This window comes from Sutterella wadsworthensis 2_1_59BFAA (assembly GCF_000297775.1).
In the GTDB taxonomy this organism is placed as follows: domain Bacteria; phylum Pseudomonadota; class Gammaproteobacteria; order Burkholderiales; family Burkholderiaceae_F; genus Sutterella; species Sutterella wadsworthensis_A.
Genome location: NZ_JH815515.1, coordinates 337,641 through 358,562 on the forward strand (window position 1 = coordinate 337,641; position 20,922 = coordinate 358,562).

Consider the following 20,922-nt stretch of genomic DNA (forward strand, 5'->3'; position numbering starts at 1 on the left):
AATGAGGAAGCCAGGGGCATGCTGCGTAGCGTCTCGAACCAAATAACGGGCGAGGCTGCAGTTCAACGTAACAAAATGGCGGAAGAATTCAAGCGTCAGGGCTATCGGGCCGATGTTGCCTACGATATGGCGAACTTCCAAATTATTGGCCATCATCAACACTTGGGCGGCGAAGCCATGAAAGCCCAGATCGCGGCGACTTCGACGGGTATCAGCGGTATGGACGGTCTGGCGGCACCTGTCAAACAGGATTATCTCGAAAAAGGACCGGAGACCATTTCACATGACGGTCTGAAATCCCAGATTGTTGGTGCGGATTATGACGACAGGCGCCACGAACTGGGTATGAATGAGCCATCTGAGGAAGCTCTTCAAAACCCCCATCTCTGAACGATGGGGGAAGCAGATTTGTTTAAACGAGTGACTTTTGCCCAGGTGTTGAAAAGCGTCGAAAGTTCCCGTGAACGTTAGTCGTTCGATTTTTCCGAATAATGCTGAAACAACTCGATATTTGCCTAAAAATTGGGCAAATACCGTTTTCAAGAGTCGGCAAGGCCCCATGGCACTCGAGACGAAGCGCGCACCAGAGTTTCGGGGTAATCAGCAAGGTAGCCTTGGCGGAGCGCACCATTTGCGCAAGCGGTTGCAGTTGTAGAGAGCAAACAACGTGAGCGCTCGACTGTGATTTTTCGCCAACCCGCGATAACGAACCTTGGCATAGCCATAAATCCTCTTCAGCCAGAGGAAGCTCCACTCAATCGAGCATCGCACCGATGCTTTCGCATGCTCCAAATGCCGTCTTACGTTCACGCATTCGACGAGCGCTTGACCAAGTTCGCCTCCGAAATTCTTACTGATTGACAATTCCTTCTTCCATGCACTTGGTTTGGCTGCTATGTACCAGGACACATCCTTGAAAGGAATCGCCTGAATTTCAGCGCGCTTGGGGCAACCGATGTAGCCGGAATCAAGGAAGACCATCTTCTCAAGGCCCTTCAGAAGATCGCCCAGATGAGTAATGTCATGTTCATTGGCCGGTGCGGCGACCGTGCCGTAGATGATCCCTGATTCGGTGCAGGCTACAATGTGCTCCTTCATCCCGAAATGCCAGGTGTTGGCCTTCTTGCCCGAAGCCATCTCAGGATCTCGAGCGTGAGCCTGGTTCTTCGTTGACGACGGCGCTTCGATAAAGGTGCCGTCAGCGGCAACCATTTCAAAAGAACAAGCTCCGGCCTCTACGGCCAGATTTACCGTGCGCTCGAGGAATTTTTGAGCAAACCCATATTGGTCAATGAAATACCTGAAGCGCAGTATCGTCGAGTCTGAGATGAACAGACGTGTGCTGGACACGCGGCAGAAGTTGCGAGCCACCATGTCGCTCGCCAAATATGACTCCATCTCTGGATCAGACAGGTTGAGAGAGACCTGAAGCAGGTGAACCCGAACCATCGTTGATTGCGGCATGGAAGCTTCGGCCTCCGGCTTAATCCCGGAAAGTCTGAGCATCAGCGTGTCAACGGTCCCGGACGTTCAATTTTGGCAAATTCTGGTACCATATTCCCAAAATTACACGCCCTTTTGGGAATATAATCCCAAAATGTTCCAAACCTGCAGGTTAGCTCATCATGTTCAACTTTCCCTACATTCGCCGCGAGCTCGAAGCCCCCATCTTAAGAGGCACACTCCGCAATCGAGCGGAGCTGATTCTCGGTCCTCGACAGGTAGGTAAAAGTACAATGCTCGATCATCTTGTACAGAACCAGCGTTTCATTAAGCTCACCGGAGAAGATGAGGACGACCTGAGCATCCTTGCAGATCCGAAGACATTTCTCACGCTAACGCAACAATTCCCAAATGTCATCATTGACGAAGCGCAGTTTGTACCGAACATTGGCCGCGTGATCAAGCGCTTAGTCGATAACAACACAACGGACTCGCGCATCTTCGTAACCGGTTCCAGCGCCCTGGACCTTGGTGGCCATCTCAAAGAATCTGCTGCCGGCCGCTTCAATTCGTACAACCTTTGGCCTCTTTCTCTGGAAGAACTTGCCGAACACAGCAGCTGGATCGAAGTCAAGCGTCAAATCAATGATCGCATGATCTATGGTTGCCATCCTGATGTAATCAATGATCCGGCCCATGCCAAAGAGTATCTTCTCGACTTCACGGATTCCATTTTGTACAAGGACCTGTTCAAACTGGCTGAAGTCCGGAAGCCTACCGATCTCACGAAGTTGGTTACGTTCCTTGCAGCTAACGTTGGCTCCGAAATCCGCTACGGCTCCATCGCTTCCGAACTTGGCATTCAAAACAAGACTATCGAACGCTATGTCGATTTATTGGCCTCCTGTTTCATCTTGAAGGTTGTTCCTTCGTGGTCGAGAAACCCAACGGCAGAGCTCAAACTCAGTAAGAAAATCTATTTCTACGACAATGGAATTCGCAATGCGCTATTGAAGAACTTCGCGCCTGTGCCTGCACGCGAAGACAAGGGCGCTCTTTGGGAAAACCTGTTCTTCACCGAACGCTTAAAGCTCCATGCCTTCAGGCGAGACGGCGGAGAAATCTATTTCTGGCGAACCAAAAAGCAGCATGAGATGGACTTTATCGAGATTGTGAACGGCACCATTGCTGCCTTTGAGTGCAAGGCTGGCAACAAAATCAACTCCACCTCAATCAAAGCATTCTCTCGCGCCTATCCGAACATTCCGGTGACAGTTGTCTCCCCTGACAATATTGACCAAGAGCCGGCGGAGCCTGCGAGCTTAGCAAATGCATTTGACGCCCCTCCAAATCCCTGACCGTCCCGACGGTAAGTCTTCAATTTGGCAAATATTGGGATTATATTCCCAGAATGTTCGGCTTTTTTTGGGATTATAATCCCAAAATGTTCCGTTGATAGTCTGATCAGGCCGGGCTTTTGACTTTCTCCCAGCGTCTGATCTCTGGACCACCCTAGCCTTTCTAGCTCTTCGGGGATATCTGTGGGTAAAGGATATCCCCGCTGTCAAGCAATACTCAGGTTCCCGGCGCCGGCGCAACTCAACGAAATGGATCTTTCGTTGAAACTCTTGTATCGGGCGGAGCTAGGAAACGCGCGGTTCTCGCTTGGCTGCCTCAGGCAGTAGCTTCAACACCGTTGCAATATCATGGTCGAGATCACGCACTCGATTGATCATGAGGTGCAGAGTCTTTGCCAATTAAAGCATCAACGCGTCTGCCCAACGTTCGAGAATCATGGGTGCCTGCCATTCAAGGGGACGACAGTAGTACGGGACCCCGACGATTCGTCCTTCTCTCAGAGCTCTGTATGATTGCAGTTCAGGATGAGCCTTTACGGCTTTTCGAATCACGGCTCCCCCCGCCGCAGTATCGCCTGCGATGGCTATGACGTCTGGATTCTTCATCAAAAGTTCCGAAATGTCGCCAAGAGGCTGAATGCCTTCGATCTGATCGAGCTCTCTCGAAGATTCGAATAGATTGATCACGTCCCATTGCTCGGCAAGAAGTTGTGACAGTTCGCTATGAGCTGCAACGCGGAATACATAGCTTTCGTGCCTGATAGGACTCCGAATGGCGAGAAGGATGACGGCGGTCTGTCCCTTCGGCACCTCAAGTTTTGAGAGGGCTTCAAGGCGCTCGCTTCTCTCACGAATCACGCGCTCAGCCTGTCGCTGTTCTCCAAACAGTTCACCTGCTCGTCTAAGCACCTCTTCGGGCGTTCCATTAACATCCAGCACCTTAACAGGGATGCCCATTTCAACCAAGCGCCCTTCTGCGGTACTCGGATCGAATCCAGCCTTTCCGTTGGCTTCAAGCAGGACAAAATCTGCCCCGATCTTTCTGACGGCAGGCGCAAGAATCTGCTCCGGATGATTCAAAAAGCACGAAATGCACTCCAGATGCTTTTCGTTGGGATGACGCAGCTCCATCGAAGGCACTTCGCCTCCTATGAGTCCCTTGCCGAAGATTCTCAGAGCTCCGAGAATTTCGGTTGCCGTGTCGCCAACAATGATGATGTTTTCATTGCGTGGAAAGGGAATGAATGGATTGCCCATGAGTATCTCCGTTTAGCGTGATGACGACATCCGCTAGCGCGCGAACGGCGTCTTGATGTGAAACCATCAGAATGGCAGTATTTGGAAGCCGGCGTCGCAGGAGTCGGATCATTCTTCCAACTTCAGGCTCGTCGAGACCGCTTGTCATTTCATCTGCAAGCAGTACGTCAGGCGAAGCCAAAACAGCTCTTAGAAGTGAGCATCGCTGCTGCTCTCCGCCGGACAAAAGCGTCATCCAGTCAGCTGTTTCCTCAAGCTTTCCAACAAGATGCGCCAGTCCAGCATCGGCGAGCAGCTGCCGAACAGAATCGCCTGGCACATCGCCTGGGGCCATCGGATACGTGAGCGCCGCCTTGAGCGTCCCCTTCGGAAGATAGGTTCGTTGAGGGAGCCAAAATATTCTTCCGCGTGAGGCTATGTCTCCCTGAAAGCCGCCGCGAAAGCCTGCAAGCACCTGTAGAAGCGTGCTTTTACCTATGCCTGAAGGACCTGTCACCAGGGTGATCGTTCCAGGGCTGAGCTTCAGGTCGACGCCAACCGTTCGGATTTTGTCTCCAAACGGGACGCTCAGCGTCATATCTGCAGCCAATGGCACGTCCGAAGCTATACGCGCCGCGGCGAGCGAGCAATGAGTTTCGTCTGCATCTGTAAGACCTTGCTCCAATCTTTGAAGACGTTCGTATGCAGCGGCGAGCCGCATCAAATCGTCATAGGCCATGATGAACCAGGACAATGATCGGGCGACATCGTTGAAGGCTCCCCGTATCTGCATCAGGCCGCCGAGCTGAATGGAACCTGACAAAAATGAAGGAAGCGCGAAAAAGATCGGAGCCAGATGCGTAAACTGCCCAACGCTAACAGTAAAAAGGTCGAGATCCCTCTTCCGCTTAAGCAGCGCTATCTGCACATCCACCAGATAAACGAGACGATCCTTCAATCCCGCTACCTCGACGCTTTCAGCGCGAGCACCCGCAATTGAATCCGAATGCCTATGCTTTTCGATGAGAGCGGCACGGAGGTTGGCCTCGCGATGTTGCGCCTCAATGTTGAGAGGCTTAAGTTTGCGTCCGATGAAATGCGTGATAGCCGTTGCGATCAGCGTGTAAATAATGCATGTCCAGAACATGTAGCCGGGAATCGTGAAGCCGAACAGGACTGCAGATCCCGACAGATTCCATAGGATCACCGAAAAGCTACCGATGGTTAGAAGTGAGTCGTAGAAGCTTACGGCAAGGCTCACTGCATAGGCCACCAGTGTCTTGACATCTTCAGTGATTCGCTGGTCGGGGTTGTCGGGCTCGCGTCCACTTTCCCTTAGCAAGTAATGCGCGCTGTCTGGTGATAGCCACCGGTTGAAGAAGAGTGACGTCAAGTCTCGGCGAAGCGCGAGCGTAAGGCGGTCCTTGAGATATCCAGCCCAGACCAAAAGCAGGATAATGACGGCGGCAAGTCCGATGAAGTAGAGAAGCTCACGAAAGATGCCGTCGCTGTCCACTGCCTGCAAGGCGTTGAAGAAGCGCCCATTCCAATCGTTGTAGAGAACCGCAAGCTTGATGTTGAAGGCATAGGCCGCCAGAACGACGCCAAAAAGAAGCCACAGCCTCCAACGAACCCGATTGAACAGATAAGCGAGAAGAAGTCGCTTCAGGCCTCCGTTAGTCGTCCGAATCATGTTAAAAAATCGGCGGAGCATCCGCTTGAAGAGACGCTCCGCCCGCAGTCAGAAATGATCAAAACTGAGCCGAGAGCCACGCGCGGAACGAACGGGCGTAGCCGTAGGAATCCGTTACCGAGACATATTTCTTGTTTGTGAGATTGTCGACGGCAATGCCGGCTCTCACGGTGTAGAAGTTCGGAATCTTCGGCGTCCAGGTCAGGCCGACGGAATGCGTAGCATAGCCGCCCTGATATTTATCCTGGGAAGTCCAACCGCCCTTGGCGCAATGAAGCTTGTACCAGGGTTCGAGCTGAACTTCCTCAAATCTGTAGCCGGTGCGTAAATTGGCGGACTGAGGCGTGACGCCGGTCACGCGCTCGTTCGTATCCTTGTTCTCCGACTTGAGGTAGCCGTAGGATGCCGACACTTTGAAGCTGTCAATTACATACGAAGCCGAAAGCTCGATGCCCTTGTTCACGACGTGGCCCAGATTCTTCGCACGGTAGGTGAATACCGGCAAACTGCCGCTGTTGTCAGGTTCCACTTCCACGTTGATGAAGTCCTTCACATCATCGTAGAAGACAGAAGCGCGAGCCGTGAACCGATCGCCAACACCGCTAAGGTTCTTAAAGTCAAGGCTAGTGCCGATTTCGTAGTTGACGGACTTTTCAGGCTTGAGATCCGGATTTGGGATGACCACTGATTGGATTCCCCAGCTCGAATAGTCCATACGGTAATACATCTCGTCAAGAATCGGCGGACGATAGCCTGTCGTGACGGAGCCCCAGAACATCACCTCTTCTATCGACGTGAGCTTGACCGTGACACCGGGCGTGAGCTTGCTGTCCGACAGGGACGGATAATCTGCGTTAGACTGGCGCTTGAAGTACGACCAGCGTAGCTGGGGCGCGATGGCGAGGTAATTTGTCAGCTTGTACTGATCCTCGATAAAAACACCTGCGTCCAGGCCTTCGGCATCAGGGCGCGAAGTGTCATCCGCCCATTCGCCTGAATTTTTAGTTAACCCGCTTTGCTCCGTGCGGGAAAAGTCTAAACCGTAGGTTAGGTCGTGTCGACCGAACAATTCAAAACGGCTCGTGTTCTGAAAGTTTCCGCTGAACGACTCAAACTTGTCCTTAAAGATACGGGGAACATTGTTTTCAAAATTGAAATTCGACTGAGCGTACTGAAGGCCGGTCTTGAGATTAATGAACTCGTCTAATTCGTACTCCCACTGGCCGATGATGCGGTGTTGCTCATAGCGGTAACTGTCGAACCGAGTCCCCTTTTCACTGTCGTTGTGCGCGATGTCATAGGCATAGGAAAGCGTAGCTGCATTGTTGTCAGTCGGAGAAAGCGTGGCCTTGATAAAGACGGACGTCGAATCATTGTCCACGTCCGCCGTGGAGCGCAGTCCCTTATATGACGTTTTAGCCGCACCAGAATCTCTGCGTGTTACGCCGGCTACAACGTCCCACATATCGCTGCGTCCAAACGCATAGGCACTTTTCGACCATGAGATGGAATCAGAACCGTAGCCGACCTTGACGAGAGCGCCGAAGTCCTTGTCCGAGTCGGCCAGAAAATCAGCGGCCGATTTCGTTTCCAGAGCAAGCGTGCCGCCGATGCCGCCGTTGCCGTACAGCGCGCTGCCGCCGCCGTTTCGAACCTCCACCTGCTTAAGGATTTCAGGGTCGGCAAAGACGCCCATCGGACGGTTGCCGCCCATCGTCAAGTCGTCCTGACGCATGCCGTCAATCAGATATGTTATCTGATTGGGTTGAGAGCCTCGAATAGACACGCGGTTATACATCACCGAAGTTGAGGACGTCGTATCTACGTTCGGAATCGTATCCAGAATTTCGGCAAACGTCAGAGGCTGAGTTTGCGCGATCTCCTTTTCCGACACAACCGTTATAGAACTGGCCGCCTCGGACAGCGGCTGGTTCACACGGGTGGCTGTTACGACCACTGTCTCAACCGATTGAACAGTTTCAGCTACGGACAACGTGGAAATGGCGGAAAGAATCGCTAGCGTAACGGGAGCAACAAGAGGTTGCGCTGGAAAGCTAGTTGCGAATTGGTTGGATTTCTTCATATTTTCGTCTCGCAAGCAGTTGAAATGCTCATGCACAATGAGAATGCTTCTCATTATGCCATCAAACTAAATGGTGCGATGATACGGGTTTTCCCGCTCTTTCCGAGAACTCCAGTTTGTCGCATCCCTCTTCTTTTTTTCTTGGAGGGAGCCGACCAGACTTTTTCTTAAAAGTCAAGGCCGCGTTCCACGGACTTCCGAGATGAACCGAAAAAAAGCCTGCAGAACTGGGTTCTGCAGGCTTTTTCGTCAATCGCACTTGTTCGAACTGACTCGAGCGGACGGTTAGACCGTCATGATTTCCTTGTCCTTCTCGGCAACGACCTTGTCGACTTCGCCGATGAAGCGGTCGGTGATCTTCTGGATTTCGGTTTCGGCGCGGCGCTGGTCGTCCTCGCTGATTTCCTTGTCCTTGCAGAGACGGTCAACGTGGGTGTTGGCGTCGCGGCGGAGGTTGCGGACGGCAACCTTGGCGTCTTCGCCCATGCCCTTGACGACCTTCGTGAGTTCGCGGCGGCGCTCTTCGGTGAGCGGGGGCAGCGGAACGCGGATCACCATGCCGCTCGTGGCGGGGTTGAGGCCGAGGTCGGAGTTGCGGATGGCCTTTTCAACGACGGCGACCATGTTCTTCTCCCACGGCTGGACCGTGAGCGTACGGGCGTCGCCGACGCCGAGCTGGGCGACCTGCGTGAGCGGGGTCGGGCAGCCGTAGTAGTCGACCATGATGTGTTCGAGAAGACCCGTGGAGGCACGGCCCGTACGGATCTTCGTGAAGTCTTCGCGAAGCGTTTCGATGGTGCGTCCCATCTTGTGCTGGGTCTGGCTGATGATGTCAGCAACAGTCATTTTTAGCTCCTGATTGGATTTCCGCACGGTCCCTCGCGGACGGGCAGAAACGCGGCGCCCGACATAGGCGGACGACGCTAGGGGATTGAATCAATTGAAGAGCCTGCGGGCCGTCAGGTCTGCAGGCTCACGTCATACTGATATTTTAGCCAAATATCAGGAATGCACGAGCGTGCCTTCCTGTTCGCCGAGAATGACGCGGCGCAGGGCGCCCTTCTTGTTGATGTTGAAGACCTTGATCGGCAGGCCCTGTTCGCGGCAGAGCGCGAAGGCGGTGGCGTCCATCACCTTGAGGTTGGAGCGGAGCGCGTCGTCGAAGGTGATTTCGTCGAACATCGTGGCGGTCGGATCCTTCTTCGGGTCGGCCGTGTAGATGCCGTCGACCTTCGTGGCCTTGATCACGATCTCGGCGCCGATTTCGGCACCGCGCAGGGCGGCCGTCGTGTCGGTCGTCATGAAGGGGTTGCCCGTGCCGGCGGCGAAGATCACCACGCGGCCGAGACGCAGATGACGGAGGGCCTTGCCGCGGATGTACGGCTCGGCGACCTGCTCGATGTTGAGGGCGGACTGAACGCGGGCCTCGACGCCGTTGTTGCGGCAGGCGTCCTGGAGAGCCATGGCGTTCATGACCGTGGCGAGCATGCCCATGTAGTCGCCCGTGGCGCGGTCCATGCCGGTGGCGCCGAGCGCGACGCCGCGGAAGATGTTGCCGCCGCCCACGACGATGCCGACCTGAACGCCGAGCTCGACGACGCTCTTGATTTCCTCAACCATGCGGGCAAGAACCGTACGATTGATGCCGAAGCTGTCTTCGCCCATCAGGGCCTCGCCGGAAAGCTTGAGAAGAATGCGCTTGTAGGCGGGCTTGGCCGCCGTTTCCGCCGTCTGATCCATGTCGTCACTCCGAAAGTCAAACTGTAATTTGTGCTGTCAACCATGCCTGCAGGGCGCCGAAAAGTACGCCCCGTAGGCAAAATTACCTAATTATAAGCTAGCCCGATTTTTACGCAAACAATATTTTCAGAGGCCCTGACGAGACTCAGACAAAGCCTGCGAGACACTGCACACGAGCCGTTTCGGCACGGTTTGTGCTTGCCTGACCGCCATAAAAAAACGGGATGTCCCGCAACAGGGCATCCCGTTTTCACTTGAGGCTGAATCAGCCGCAGGGGCCGATTCGTGCACGCGTCAGATTAGGCCTTGGCGGCGGCAACCTGGGCGGCGACTTCAGCGGCGAAGTCGTCAACGCGCTTTTCGATGCCTTCACCGACGACGAAGAGCGTGTAGCCGCCGATCTGAGCGCCGGCAGCCTTCACGAGTTCGCCGACGGACTTCTTGTCGTCCTTGACGAACGGCTGGTTGACGAGCGTGACTTCCTTGAGGAACTTCTTGACCGTACCTTCGGCGATGCGTTCGAGCATGGCTTCCGGCTTGCCGGCTTCGCGGGCCTTTTCGATGGCGATGCGGCGTTCGGCTTCGATCTGGGCCTGGTCAACGCCGGTCTCGTCGAGAGCCTTCGGCTTGGCGGCGGCGATGTGCATGGCCACGTCGTGGGAGAGTTCGGCATTGCCGCCGATCACGTCGACGATGACGCCGATCTTGGAGCCGTGGATGTAGGAGTTGAGCTCGCCCTTGGCTTCAACGCGCGTGAAGCGACGGAACGTCATGTTTTCACCGATCTTGCCGACGAGGCCCTTGCGGACTTCTTCGAGCGTGGCGTCGCCGATCTTGCAGGCGGCGAGAGCTTCGATGTCGGCCGGGTTCTGTTCGGCGACGGCGCGGACGGCGTCAGCAGCCATCTGCAGGAATTCCGGGTTCTTGGCAACGAAGTCCGTTTCGGAGTTGACTTCGAGGATGGCGCCGAGCTTGCGATCGTCGGAAAGGTAGACAGCGACGACGCCTTCGGCAGCGATGCGGGCGGCGGCCTTCGTGGCCTTGTTGCCGAGCTTGACGCGAAGGATTTCCTCAGCCTTGGCCATGTCGCCGTCGGCTTCCGTGAGGGCCTTCTTGCATTCCATCATCGGGGCGTCCGTCTTGACGCGCAGTTCCTTGACCATCGCGGCGGTAATAGCAGCCATGTTCACTCTCCTAGAGTATCAGTAGAAAATTTTAGAATTCAGAATCACGAAAAAAGGGGGTGACATGATGTCGCCCCCTTTCTTCAGCCGGAGACCTGAGGGGCAGAAGTAATTCGGCCTGCCAGAGGCTCCAGCTTAAGGACAGAGTCGCGGTTCTCTGCGAACGGTCGACATTGTAATGTATGTCGACCGCCGGTGCAGGGAATCCGCTTCAACCGAAATTAGGCAGCGGGCTGTTCTTCGGCTTCAGCAGCCACTTCGACGAATTCTTCGTCAGCGGCGGCTTCAACGATTTCCGTCTGGCTGTCGGCACGGCCGGCCAGAACGGCGTCAGCGATGCCGCGGGCGTAGATGGCGACAGCCTTGGAGGAGTCGTCATTGCCCGGAACAACGTAGTCAACGCCATCCGGAGAGTGGTTCGTGTCGACGATGCCGATGACCGGGATGCCAAGCTTGTTGGCTTCCTGGATGGCGATCTTGTGGTAGCCAACGTCAACGATGAAGAGAGCGTCCGGAAGAGCGGACATTTCCTTGATGCCGCCGATGGACTTGTTGAGCTTTTCAACGTTGCGCTGGAAGTCGAGGGCTTCCTTCTTCGTCAGGTTGGCAGCAGAGCCGTCTTCGAGCTGCTGTTCCATGTCCTTGAGACGCTTGATCGTGCCGCGCACCGTCTTGAAGTTGGTGAGCGTACCGCCGAGCCAGCGCTGGTCAACCCAGCAGCTGCCGCAACGCTGGGCTTCGGCGGCGATGATTTCGCGACCGCCGCGCTTGGCGTCGACGAAGAGGATCTTGCCGCCCTGAGCGGAGAGCTGGCGGGCGAACTTGCAGGCTTCTTCGAACTTGGCAACCGTCTTTTCGAGGTTGATGATGTGAATCTTGTTGCGGGCGCCAAAGATGTACTGACCCATCTTCGGGTTCCAGAAACGGGTCTGGTGACCGAAATGGCAACCAGCTTCAAGCATTTCACGCATGCTGACCATGATTAATTCTCCAAGGTTTAGAGTCTGACACGTCCTGATAAGTTGAGCGCAGGACAAGCCTGCACAGCACCTCGGAACAGAACGTGCGCTGATTTCACCCGGGACCGACCAAGGTTCACCGGGCAGGATGAAAAACTCCGGGGCACGAGGCTCCGGATCTGAAAGCGCACGATTATACGTGAGGGCTGAACGGCGTTGCAAGCGTCGCGAGCAATTTTCTTCGGTCCATCACGCGCCTCCCGTCCGCCCTCGGGGCGTCCGCCTGCAGTTGCCCCCGTCGAATTGGTGTACTATCGCCGATAAGGACCGCCCGCCGCCCCGACAGCAGGGGCCGCCTGCGGTCATGCAACACTATTAAACAGCAACAAATTCCGCACATCATGGCCATCCACATCAAAACGCCGGAGGAGATTGCGGGCCTGCGCATCGCCGGCCGCCTCGCCTCCGAACTTCTCGACTACCTGACGCCCTTCGTCAAGCCGGGCATCACCACGGGCGAACTCGACAAGCTCGCCTACGACTACACGGTCAACGTCCAGAAGTGCATCCCCGCCTGCCTCGGCTACCAGCCCGAAGGCATGACGCCGTATCCCGCCACCACCTGCATCTCGATCAACCACGTGGTCTGCCACGGCATTCCGGGTGAAAAGAAGCTCAAGCACGGCGACATCGTCAACATCGACGTCACGAGCATCAAGGACGGCTTCCACGGCGACACGTCCCGCATGTTCGTCGTCGGCAAGCCGACCATCGCGGGCAAGCGCCTCTGCGACCTCGCCTTCAAGACGATGTGGGCGGGCATCGAGGCCGTGCGTCCTGGCGGCATGTTCAACGACATCGGCGTCGCCTGTCAGGCCTTTGCCGACAAGAACGGCATCTCCGTCGTGCGCGACTACGGCGGCCACGGCATCGGCCGCGGCTTCCACGAGGAACCCCACGTCCACCACTTCCCGATCAACCACCCGACGCCGAAGTTCGTCCCAGGCATGGTCTTCACGATCGAACCCATGGTGAACGCCGGCCGCTACGGCGTCACGATGCTCGGCGACGGCTGGACCGTCGTCACGCGCGACCGCTCGCTCTCCGCACAGTGGGAGCACATGGTCCTCGTCACCGAAACGGGCTACGACATCCTGACGTGCTCCGCGGGCACACCCGAGCCGCCCGACTTCGTCAAGGGCTGGAAGAAGCCCGAGGGCCTCTGAGCCTGAACCTCCGCAGGCCGTCTCCGACGGCCTGCACCGCATCCTGAACGGCCCAGTCCGCGCAGGAGCCCCGCCCCCGTGGGAGTTTCCGCATGCCCGCAGAACCCGCCGCATACAGGCCGGTCATCGTGATCCCGGTCTACAACCATCCCGCCACGGTGGAGGACGTCGTCAGACGCCTGCTCTCCACGGGCACTCCCGTCCTTCTCGTCGACGACGCCTCCGACCCGCCCGCGCAGGAAGCCTGCGAACGATGCAGGGCCATGGGCGCCGGCCTCGTCCGCCGTCAGTCGACGGGCGGCAGGGGCGCCTCCATCCTCACGGGCTTCAAGGCCGCAAGGCAGGCGGGCTTCACGCACGCGCTCGTCTTCGACGCAGGCGGCAGGCATGATCCCGCCGCCGTCGGCAGCTTTCTCGAACTCTCCCGCAAGCATCCCAACGACCTCGTCTGCGGCTATGCCCGCACGTCGAGCGCCTATCCCGCCCGCGCACGTCTCGCACGCCGCATGGCCGACGCAGGTGCATGTTTGGCCGCACTCAGCCTTGCTCCCAAGGACGTCATGTGCCGCCTGCGCGTCTACCCGCTCGCCGCCGTCTCGCAGCTCTCCGCCTGCATCGGACTCGGCAGGCGCGCCGAATTCGAATTCGAGTCACTCGTGCGCCTCATGTGGATGGGACTTCGCCTGCGCGAACTTCCCGTCGATCCCAGACCGCCCGCCGACGGCGTCTCCCATTACCAGCCCGTGCGCGACACGCTCCGCATCGCAGGCATGAGCGCCAAGCTCTTCATCATCATGCTCACGAGGCTCCCCGCCGTGCTGATCTCCCGTTCCACGGGCTGGTCGCCCGCCCCGGGACTCGGCTCCGAGCACCCTCAAGCACATCCGTCCAGGAGTCCATCCGATGACCGCTCCCGAACCTGACGCCGCAGGCGCACTCGCTCCCACCATCCGCGAGGTCTTCGACCGCGAACGCGAGCGGCTCGCTCGCGATTGGGAGGCCAAGCACGACAGCGAGGCCTATCTAAGAGCCCACACGAGCGTGCTCGACACGGCGGTTCTCGCCATGCTCGCCGAGAGCGGCCTGCCCGCCGACCGCATTGCGGTGGCGGCCGTGGGCGGCTACGGACGCGGCGAACTCTACCCCTATTCCGACATCGACCTTCTCGTCCTCACGGACGAGTCCGTCAAGGAGGACGAGGTCTGTCAGACGGCCATCGCCGCCTTCACGACCAGACTCTGGGAGCTCGGCCTCACGGTCGGCGCATCGGTGCGCAGCACCTCTGAATTTCTCTCCGAGGCCGCCGAGGACGTTTCAATCGCGACCACGTATCTCGAAAGCCGCTGCCTCTGGGGCAACGGCAGACTCTACGCCCAGGCGAGAATGCACTTCGCTCAGACGCTTGACCCCAGGTGCTTCTTCCGCGACAAGATGCTTGAACTTGCCCGACGCCATCAGAAGTTCGAGGACACGCCCTATTCGCTCGAGCCCAACATCAAGGAGAGCCCCGGTGGCCTTCGCGACCTGCAGGTCTTTCTCTGGTGCGCCCAGGCCGCAGGCATTGCACAGTCCGTCTCCGACATGGCCTCCGCAGGCCTCATCACCGAGCGCGAGATGCATACGCTCGTCGCCTGCGAGCGCCATCTCGAGTCGCTTCGCATCACACTGCATCTGCTCACGCACCGCCCGGAAAACCGTCTGCTCTTCGACGTGCAGGAGGCGCTTGCGAGCGCACTCGGCTACAGCGCCACGGCACAGCTGAGGCCCTCCGAGGCATTGATGAAGCGCTACTACCTCAACGCCAAGGCCGTCGTGCAGATGTCTGTCATTCAGCTTCAGGCAATTGCTGACCGTCTGTTCGGCAGCTACGACAACGTGCCCGCCGTCAGGCTTGAGACCGCGTTCGTCGCTCGCGGAGACGAGATGGACATCGCCGGAGACGACGTCTTCAGGACCGATCCCAACGCGATGCTGAGGCTCTTCTACGTCTACCATTCGCATCCCGAGCTCACTCGCCTCTCGACGCGCCTGCTGCGCGCACTCTGGCACGCCGCCCCGACGATCGACGACGCCTTCCGGCACGATCCGATCAATCAGGCGACCTTCCTCGACATCCTCAGGATGCCCAAGGGAACCTATCATTCGCTCAAGCTCATGAACATGTGGGGCGTGCTCGGACGCTTCCTGCCGCCCTTCAGGCACATCGTGGGGCAGATGCAGCACGACCTCTACCACATCTTCACGGTCGACCAGCACACGCTCAGGACGGTGCGCAACATCCGCCGCTTCGCGCGAAGTGAATTCGGGCACGAATATCCTCTTTGCTCCCAGATCATGGGCGAGATTCCCGACAACTGGCGTCTGGCGCTCGCGGGCCTCTACCATGACATCGGAAAGGGACTCGGCGGCCACCATGAGATCATCGGCGCCGAAAAGGTCACGGCCTTCTGCCGCGCCTTCGGGCTCGACGATTCAACGACAGACTTCATCGCCTTCCTCGTGAGGGAGCACCTCACGATGAGTCTTACGGCCCAGAAGCGCGACATCTCCGACCCCGAGGTCGTGCGCAGATTCGCGGACGTCGTCAAGACCAAGACGCGGCTCGACGCCCTTTACCTTCTCACCGTCGCCGACATCCGTGCGACGAGCCCCAAGGTCTGGTCGCCCTGGAAGGCCCAACTTCTCGAAACGCTCTATCACTCGACCCTCGCCATGCTGCAGGGCGAGGACACGGCCGTTTCGACCGAACACACGCAGGCCGAACGCAAGACCCGAGCGCTCAAAATTCTCGACGACACGGTTCCTGATCAGGTCCGAGAGGCCTTCTGGCGCGAGCTCAACGTCGTCTACTTCATGCGCCACACGCCCGAGGAAATCGCCTGGCACACTGCATCGCTCGCCGAGCGCATGCACACGACAGAACCCGTAGTCGAAGTCAGAAGAAGCGATCGCATGGGCGGCATCCTAATCCTTCTCTACCTTCCCGACCGCAAGGACCTCTTCCTGAGAGCCGTAGCGGCGATCGGCAAGTGCAGCCTTTCGGTCGTCGATGCGCGCGTGCACACGACCCGCCACGGCTGGGCGCTGGACACCTTCCTCGTCACCGACCGCTACGAGCGGGAGGACGAGGAGGCGCTCTCCAGAAAGATCACCCGGGAGATGATGAAGCTCCTCACGGGCGACGGCCCTCTTCCGCCCGCCCCGAAGGGCAAGCTCTCCAGACGCTCCCGCCACTTCCCGACCCGCACGGTCGTGACGACGCTGCCCGACGAAAGCGGCAGGGCCTGGATTCTCAACATCATCTGCACGGACAGGCCAGGCCTGCTCTACAGCATCTCCGAGGTGCTGGCCCAATACCGCATCAACCTGCAGACGGCCCGCATCGCCACGCTCGGCGAGAGAGCCGAGGACGTCTTCCTCATCGACGGCCCCGTGCTCTCAGACGATGAGACGCTCCTTGAGGTAGAAGCGAAGCTCGTTGAGGCAGTGGCACCGCCGAAATAAAAGAAGAAGCACTCGCGCCATGAAAAAGCCGCCCGCAGTCACACGCTGCCGGGCGGCTTTGCCTTTGCTGCCTGAGGAGAGACTCAATCTCCCTGCAAGGCGGGACGGACAGGAAGTGCGGAGGGCGCTTCCTGAATCTGACGTCCACCCTTCATTCTGAAGGGCACAAGACAGAAGAGGCGTGTCTTTTCCGAAATCCAGCGTGCGAGGAGCGCGAAGAGGAAGACTTCCGTCATGAAGCCGAAGAAGGCGACATAGGCGAACCAGACGTTCTGCGTCTCGTTGACGATCGGAATGATGAGCCATCGCAGATCGCCGTGAACGATGTAGATGAACATCGAGAGGCCGCCCGTCCAGACGAGGAACCTCGAGGCCGAGAGCTTCTCCCGGAAGATGCCGTAAAGAAGGAAGGCAACCGTCACGACCGAGAGGAAGCTCAGGTGGAAGAACTCGGGATCGACGAAAGTGAGCGGCAGCACGGCGGCAAGCCCGAAGACGACGGTCGCGGGAATGCGGCGGCCTGCGGCAAGCCATGCGCCGAGAAGGAAGAGCGGCAGCTGGCCCAGAGGCGTTGCATAGACGAGGACGCCTGCGTCCAGAAGCGGCTGGTAGAAGGCGTAGGCGCCCGTCATCGAAAGGAGCGCGACGCCCGCAGCGCCCCAGGCGCTGCCCGTGGCAAGCCTGTAGACGAACGGGAAGAGCAGATAACACTGCACGATGAGCGCCATGAACCACCAGACGGTCACGAAGTAGCCGAAATCGCCCGGGCGGAGATTTTCGGTGAAGGTGAGGAAGACGAGGTACTTCCTGAAGAACTCCGCGTCGGGAAGGCCGCCGTAGGCCATCAGCTTGTAGAGGATGAGGACAGAGACGCCCACGACCGTGAGAAGCACGATCTTGGCAATCTGGTTGCCCGCCATGCGGAAGAGATCGGCCGTCGAAATGCCGCCCTGCCTCGAGGCGATGCCGAGCGCCTTCTTCATGAGACCGTAGCCGGAAAGAAGAATGAAGACATGCACGCCGTAGTGCCCGAAAAAGGAGACGAGCGGGTGGAAGGCGTCAAGGGGATTGGCGGCGATCTGCTCGACCGTGTTTCGGAAGGTCGCCTCGCCGAAGGCCATCTCGTTTTCGCCCGGGAAGGGCTTGACCTGATGGAAGAAGTTGTGCGCGGCGATGAGGAGGATGGCCAGTGCCTTGAGGACGGCGGAGTCGTTTCTGGCAAGCTCCGCGCCGCCGAAGACCGATCGCTCGTAGAGATGAGTGAGCCTTTGCATGTCGCGTATCCGGTAAGTCCGGCACGAAGCCGGGCGTTGACGGGCCGGAGCATGGCTCCGGTCGGACGGACGACGATTCCGGCAAGAGGACGTCGGAGGACCGGCGTCAGGAAGGGACATCCGCTCACCGCAGCCTTCGTCCGATGCCCCATTATGTCGGCGGCACGCCGCGTCACGGTTCCCCTTTTTGACACTGCATCGGACTTTGCGTTTGGCAACAACCTCCAAACATTTATTTACGACACCTTCCTCGAACTCACTGTCCCGCAGGCGAAGAGGAAAGGATACGAAAAGGCGGACGAAAAAAAGGGAGGAGGCTCCGAGAACCTTCTCCCCTGCAGCGAAAGGCGCCTTTGCAACGTCAGGACTGAGGATCCTGCGGCGTCTCGACAGCCTTTTTCTTCTGCCTGTGGTGACGGGCACGGCGCGTGGAGACGCCGATGTTCCCCGCGTTCACCTTCGGGATATCCTCGACGCCTTCGCCCCCGAGCTCTCGAATCTGCTCGCTCAGCTTCTCGATGACGGCGTTCTGCTCGTGCGTCACGCGCACCAGCTCCTTAATGGCGACGGAGTACGGGTCGTCGCTCTTTTCAACGGCGTAGGCCTCGAAGCGCTTCGCCTCGTCGGGCTTGTGTTCGCCCGCCTGACGGCCGGGCACGCCCACGATGGTTGCGCCGGCGGCGACGGGCTTGACGACGACGGCATTGGAGCCGATGCGGGCGCCCTCGCCCACGGTGAAGGCACCGAGCACCTTGGCGCCTGCGCCGACGATGACGTTGGGTTCGAGCGTGGGATGGCGCTTCGTACCTTCGGCAAGGCTCGTACCTCCGAGCGTCACGCCGTGATAGAGCGTGCAGTCGTCGCCCACCTCGGCCGTTTCGCCGATGACGACGCCCATGCCGTGGTCGATGAAGACGCGACGGCCGATTCTGGCGCCGGGGTGGATTTCAATGCCGGTCAGAAAGCGACCCGCGTGCGAGACGATACGCGCAACCGTCTTCCAGTCCTGCGTCCAGCACCAGTGCGACAGACGATGGATCATCACGGCGTGAAAGCCCGGATAGGCGAGGACGACCTCCCAGCGGGAATGAGCCGCGGGGTCCTTCTGCATGATGGTCGCGATGAGTTCGCGTGCGTACTGAAGCATGGATGTGTCTCTGTAGGTGAGGCCCGCCGCGCGGGCCGAAGATTCTATTGTGGCAGAAAGCGAGGGGACTCGCAGGACGGATGCTCTCAGGCGCCCGTCTTCGACCCCTTGCGCTCGCGCTTGGGACGGATGATCGCCGCACAGATGCCGCGCAGGAGATCAATCTCGGTCTGTGTGAGGCCGCTGCGTCCGAAGAGCCTTCGCGTAATCGGCATCAGGAACTTGGGATTGGCGGGATCGTGCACGCCGCAGGCGGTCATGGCCTCCTCCCAGTGGCGGAAGAACCCCTCGACGGCCTCGACGCTTGCGGGCTGCTCGTGCTCGAAGCGGGACTGCCAGTCGTAGAGCTCGCCCTCATGTCCCTCGGCCGCCATGAGCGCCATGTGCATCTCGTAGGCCGTGATCTGGACGGCCTGAGCGAGGTTGAGGCTCGGACTCGCGGGATCGGCAGCGATGGCGGCGCAGCCCTGACAGAGCATGACCTCCTCGTTCGTCATGCCGCTTCGCTCGGTGCCGAAGACGAAGGCGATGTCGCCCTCCACTTCGTCGAGCCAGGCGACGGAGCGCTCGGCGGCGGGGCGCAGGGGGCTCATAGGAGGCCCGAACTCTCGGTCGTAGCCCGTGAGCGCCCAAGCGAAGGTCACCCCCTCGAGCGCTTCGGCGAGCGTGTCGTGCATGCGGGAGGCCTCGAGCACGTCGACGGAGCTCGTCGCATAGGCAACCGCCTCTTCATGCGTGCGGTAGCCTGGCTCGCGAGGTGCGACGACGCGAAGGTCTCGAAAGCCCATCGTCTTGATGGCGCGGGCGGCGGAGCCGATGTTGCCGGGATGTGCAGGCTCGCAGAGCACAAAGCGCATGCGGGAGGCGAGCTGGGGAATGTCCATGTCGATGTATCCGAAAGCGGCTGCGGCACAAGATGAAGACGTGGCGCAGAATGGGAGGGCGAACCGCAGGGAGCGTCCGCCGCAGGGAATCCGCTCATTCTACCTAAATTCGGCCGCGGCGCCCGTGCGGCAGAGGGAGACGGCGGAAGGCGCACCTCGCCGAAGACCTCAATTCAAGCCCGCATTTTTGCTCAGCAGTCCCTTTGATCGGCTAAAATGATTGTTTGCGTCGACAAGGGTCGAGCCCTCTGCTCCCCGGTCGTGCGCCGAAACGTTTTACATCCCACACTGTTTCTCATCGTATGAAATCGCCTTATATCGCCGTCGCCGTCAAGGCCGCCCGTCGCGCCGCCTCGGAAATCACCCGCGCCGCCACGAGCCTCGACACCCTCGAAGTTGAAAACAAGTCCGTCAACGATTTCGTGACCGCCGCCGACCGCGCCGCCGAAGCCGCCATCGTCGACTGCCTGCAGCACGCCTATCCCGATCACGCCATTCTGACGGAAGAAGCCGGCCGCATCGGCGCCGCCAAGAGCGACTACCTCTGGATCGTTGATCCGATCGACGGCACGCTCAACTTCATGCACGGCATTCCGCAGTACGCCGTCTCGATCGCCCTCGCCTACCGCGGCGAAGTGGTCGCCGGCGTGATCTACGACGTGGCGAAGAACGAGCTCTTCACGGCCGCCAAGGGCGAAGGCGCCTTCCTCGACAACCGCCGCATCCGCGTCTCCGACCGCAAGGACATGAACCGCGCCGTCATCGGCACGGGCTTCCCGTTCCGCCGCTCGGACGACTTCAAGGGCTACATGATGAGCTTCATGCGCGTTGCCGAACGCACCGCCGGCATCCGCCGTCCGGGCTCCGCCGCGCTTGACCTCGCCTGGGTTGCCGCCGGCCGCTACGACGGCTTCTGGGAATCCGGCCTCAGCAAGTGGGACATCGCCGCCGGCGGCCTGATGGTTCTCGAAGCGGGCGGCCTCATCACCGACCTTTCGGGCGGCGAAGACTGGCTCGAGCAGGGCCGCGTCTGCGCCGGCACGCCGCGCATCTTCGCCCAGCTCCTGCCGCTCGTGGGCAAGCTGCCCGCCGCCGGCGAAGCCCAGAAGGCCTAATACCTCGGCTGCACCAGCAGTCTGACGGGCCGGACCAATTCGTCGTCCGGCCCTTTTTCATCACCGGAGCCCGCAT

Annotated in this window: 17 protein-coding genes; 6 read left to right on the forward strand and 11 right to left on the reverse strand. The window is 58.9% G+C overall.

Annotated elements, in window-relative coordinates; all coding sequences use genetic code 11:
- Positions 1 to 18: 18 nt before the first annotated feature.
- Positions 19 to 390: a hypothetical protein gene (locus HMPREF9465_RS05675; protein ID WP_005434948.1), complete on the forward strand. Its 372-nt coding sequence runs from the start codon at positions 19 to 21 to the stop codon at positions 388 to 390.
- A gap of 210 nt (positions 391 to 600) precedes the next feature.
- Here the strand turns inward: HMPREF9465_RS05675 and HMPREF9465_RS05680 are convergent, their stop codons facing one another.
- On the reverse strand, positions 601 to 1,506 hold the full coding sequence (locus HMPREF9465_RS05680) for an IS5 family transposase (RefSeq protein WP_081579432.1): 906 nt from the start codon (positions 1,504 to 1,506) through the stop codon (positions 601 to 603).
- 119 nt (positions 1,507 to 1,625) lie between these two features.
- On the opposite strand from HMPREF9465_RS05680, the gene HMPREF9465_RS05685 reads away from it, so the two are divergent.
- Positions 1,626 to 2,801: an ATP-binding protein gene (locus HMPREF9465_RS05685; protein WP_005434951.1), complete on the forward strand. Its 1,176-nt coding sequence runs from the start codon at positions 1,626 to 1,628 to the stop codon at positions 2,799 to 2,801.
- A 399-nt stretch (positions 2,802 to 3,200) separates the two neighbouring features.
- Here HMPREF9465_RS05685 and HMPREF9465_RS05690 read toward each other — a convergent pair whose 3' ends face one another.
- The 7 genes from HMPREF9465_RS05690 to rpsB form a co-directional block, all read right to left on the reverse strand.
- Positions 3,201 to 4,058, reverse strand: a complete 858-nt coding sequence (locus HMPREF9465_RS05690; protein WP_005434953.1) for an ABC transporter substrate-binding protein — start codon at positions 4,056 to 4,058, stop codon at positions 3,201 to 3,203.
- On the reverse strand, positions 4,024 to 5,730 hold the full coding sequence (locus HMPREF9465_RS05695; RefSeq protein WP_005434954.1) for an ABC transporter ATP-binding protein/permease: 1,707 nt from the start codon (positions 5,728 to 5,730) through the stop codon (positions 4,024 to 4,026). Before HMPREF9465_RS05695 ends, HMPREF9465_RS05690 begins: the two co-directional genes overlap by 35 nt.
- 58 nt (positions 5,731 to 5,788) lie before the next feature.
- Positions 5,789 to 7,813 (reverse strand): TonB-dependent receptor domain-containing protein, encoded by a 2,025-nt coding sequence (locus HMPREF9465_RS05700; RefSeq protein WP_231289352.1) that lies wholly within the window; start codon positions 7,811 to 7,813, stop codon positions 5,789 to 5,791.
- A 285-nt stretch (positions 7,814 to 8,098) separates the two neighbouring features.
- Entirely contained in the window at positions 8,099 to 8,659 is a 561-nt protein-coding gene (frr, locus tag HMPREF9465_RS05705) for a ribosome recycling factor (RefSeq protein ID WP_005434962.1), read from the reverse strand.
- 156 nt (positions 8,660 to 8,815) lie between these two features.
- Positions 8,816 to 9,553 carry a UMP kinase gene (gene pyrH / locus HMPREF9465_RS05710; protein WP_005434971.1) on the reverse strand — a complete coding sequence of 246 codons (738 nt, stop codon included), beginning with the start codon at positions 9,551 to 9,553 and terminating at the stop codon, positions 8,816 to 8,818.
- A 299-nt stretch (positions 9,554 to 9,852) separates the two neighbouring features.
- Complete coding sequence (gene tsf, locus HMPREF9465_RS05715) at positions 9,853 to 10,737, reverse strand: translation elongation factor Ts (RefSeq protein WP_005434972.1); 885 nt, start codon at positions 10,735 to 10,737, stop codon at positions 9,853 to 9,855.
- Positions 10,738 to 10,958: 221 nt separating this feature from the next.
- Entirely contained in the window at positions 10,959 to 11,717 is a 759-nt protein-coding gene (gene rpsB, locus HMPREF9465_RS05720) for a 30S ribosomal protein S2 (RefSeq protein WP_005434974.1), read from the reverse strand.
- 380 nt (positions 11,718 to 12,097) lie between these two features.
- Between rpsB and map the strand changes: the two genes are divergently transcribed.
- The 3 genes from map to HMPREF9465_RS05735 all read left to right on the forward strand — a co-directional run bounded on the left by map (position 12,098) and on the right by HMPREF9465_RS05735 (position 16,426).
- The gene (gene map, locus HMPREF9465_RS05725; RefSeq protein ID WP_005434976.1) at positions 12,098 to 12,922 is read left to right on the forward strand and encodes a type I methionyl aminopeptidase; all 825 of its coding nucleotides are present in this window, start codon (positions 12,098 to 12,100) and stop codon (positions 12,920 to 12,922) included.
- A gap of 92 nt (positions 12,923 to 13,014) precedes the next feature.
- Positions 13,015 to 13,845 carry a glycosyltransferase family 2 protein gene (locus HMPREF9465_RS05730; RefSeq protein ID WP_005434978.1) on the forward strand — a complete coding sequence of 277 codons (831 nt, stop codon included), beginning with the start codon at positions 13,015 to 13,017 and terminating at the stop codon, positions 13,843 to 13,845.
- Positions 13,826 to 16,426, forward strand: a complete 2,601-nt coding sequence (locus HMPREF9465_RS05735) for a [protein-PII] uridylyltransferase (protein ID WP_005434980.1) — start codon at positions 13,826 to 13,828, stop codon at positions 16,424 to 16,426. Before HMPREF9465_RS05730 ends, HMPREF9465_RS05735 begins: the two co-directional genes overlap by 20 nt.
- A gap of 83 nt (positions 16,427 to 16,509) precedes the next feature.
- Here HMPREF9465_RS05735 and HMPREF9465_RS05740 read toward each other — a convergent pair whose 3' ends face one another.
- The 3 genes from HMPREF9465_RS05740 to HMPREF9465_RS05750 all read right to left on the reverse strand — a co-directional run bounded on the left by HMPREF9465_RS05740 (position 16,510) and on the right by HMPREF9465_RS05750 (position 19,731).
- Entirely contained in the window at positions 16,510 to 17,700 is a 1,191-nt protein-coding gene (locus HMPREF9465_RS05740) for an acyltransferase family protein (RefSeq protein ID WP_005434981.1), read from the reverse strand.
- Between the two features lie 361 nt (positions 17,701 to 18,061).
- The gene (gene cysE, locus HMPREF9465_RS13950) at positions 18,062 to 18,847 is read right to left on the reverse strand and encodes a serine O-acetyltransferase (protein ID WP_005434983.1); all 786 of its coding nucleotides are present in this window, start codon (positions 18,845 to 18,847) and stop codon (positions 18,062 to 18,064) included.
- A gap of 86 nt (positions 18,848 to 18,933) precedes the next feature.
- Positions 18,934 to 19,731 carry an RNA methyltransferase gene (locus HMPREF9465_RS05750; RefSeq protein WP_005434985.1) on the reverse strand — a complete coding sequence of 266 codons (798 nt, stop codon included), beginning with the start codon at positions 19,729 to 19,731 and terminating at the stop codon, positions 18,934 to 18,936.
- Positions 19,732 to 20,033: 302 nt separating this feature from the next.
- Here HMPREF9465_RS05750 and HMPREF9465_RS05755 point away from each other — a divergent pair, with 302 nt between their 5' ends.
- Entirely contained in the window at positions 20,034 to 20,846 is an 813-nt protein-coding gene (locus HMPREF9465_RS05755) for an inositol monophosphatase family protein (protein ID WP_005434987.1), read from the forward strand.
- The last annotated feature ends 76 nt before the right edge of the window (positions 20,847 to 20,922 follow it).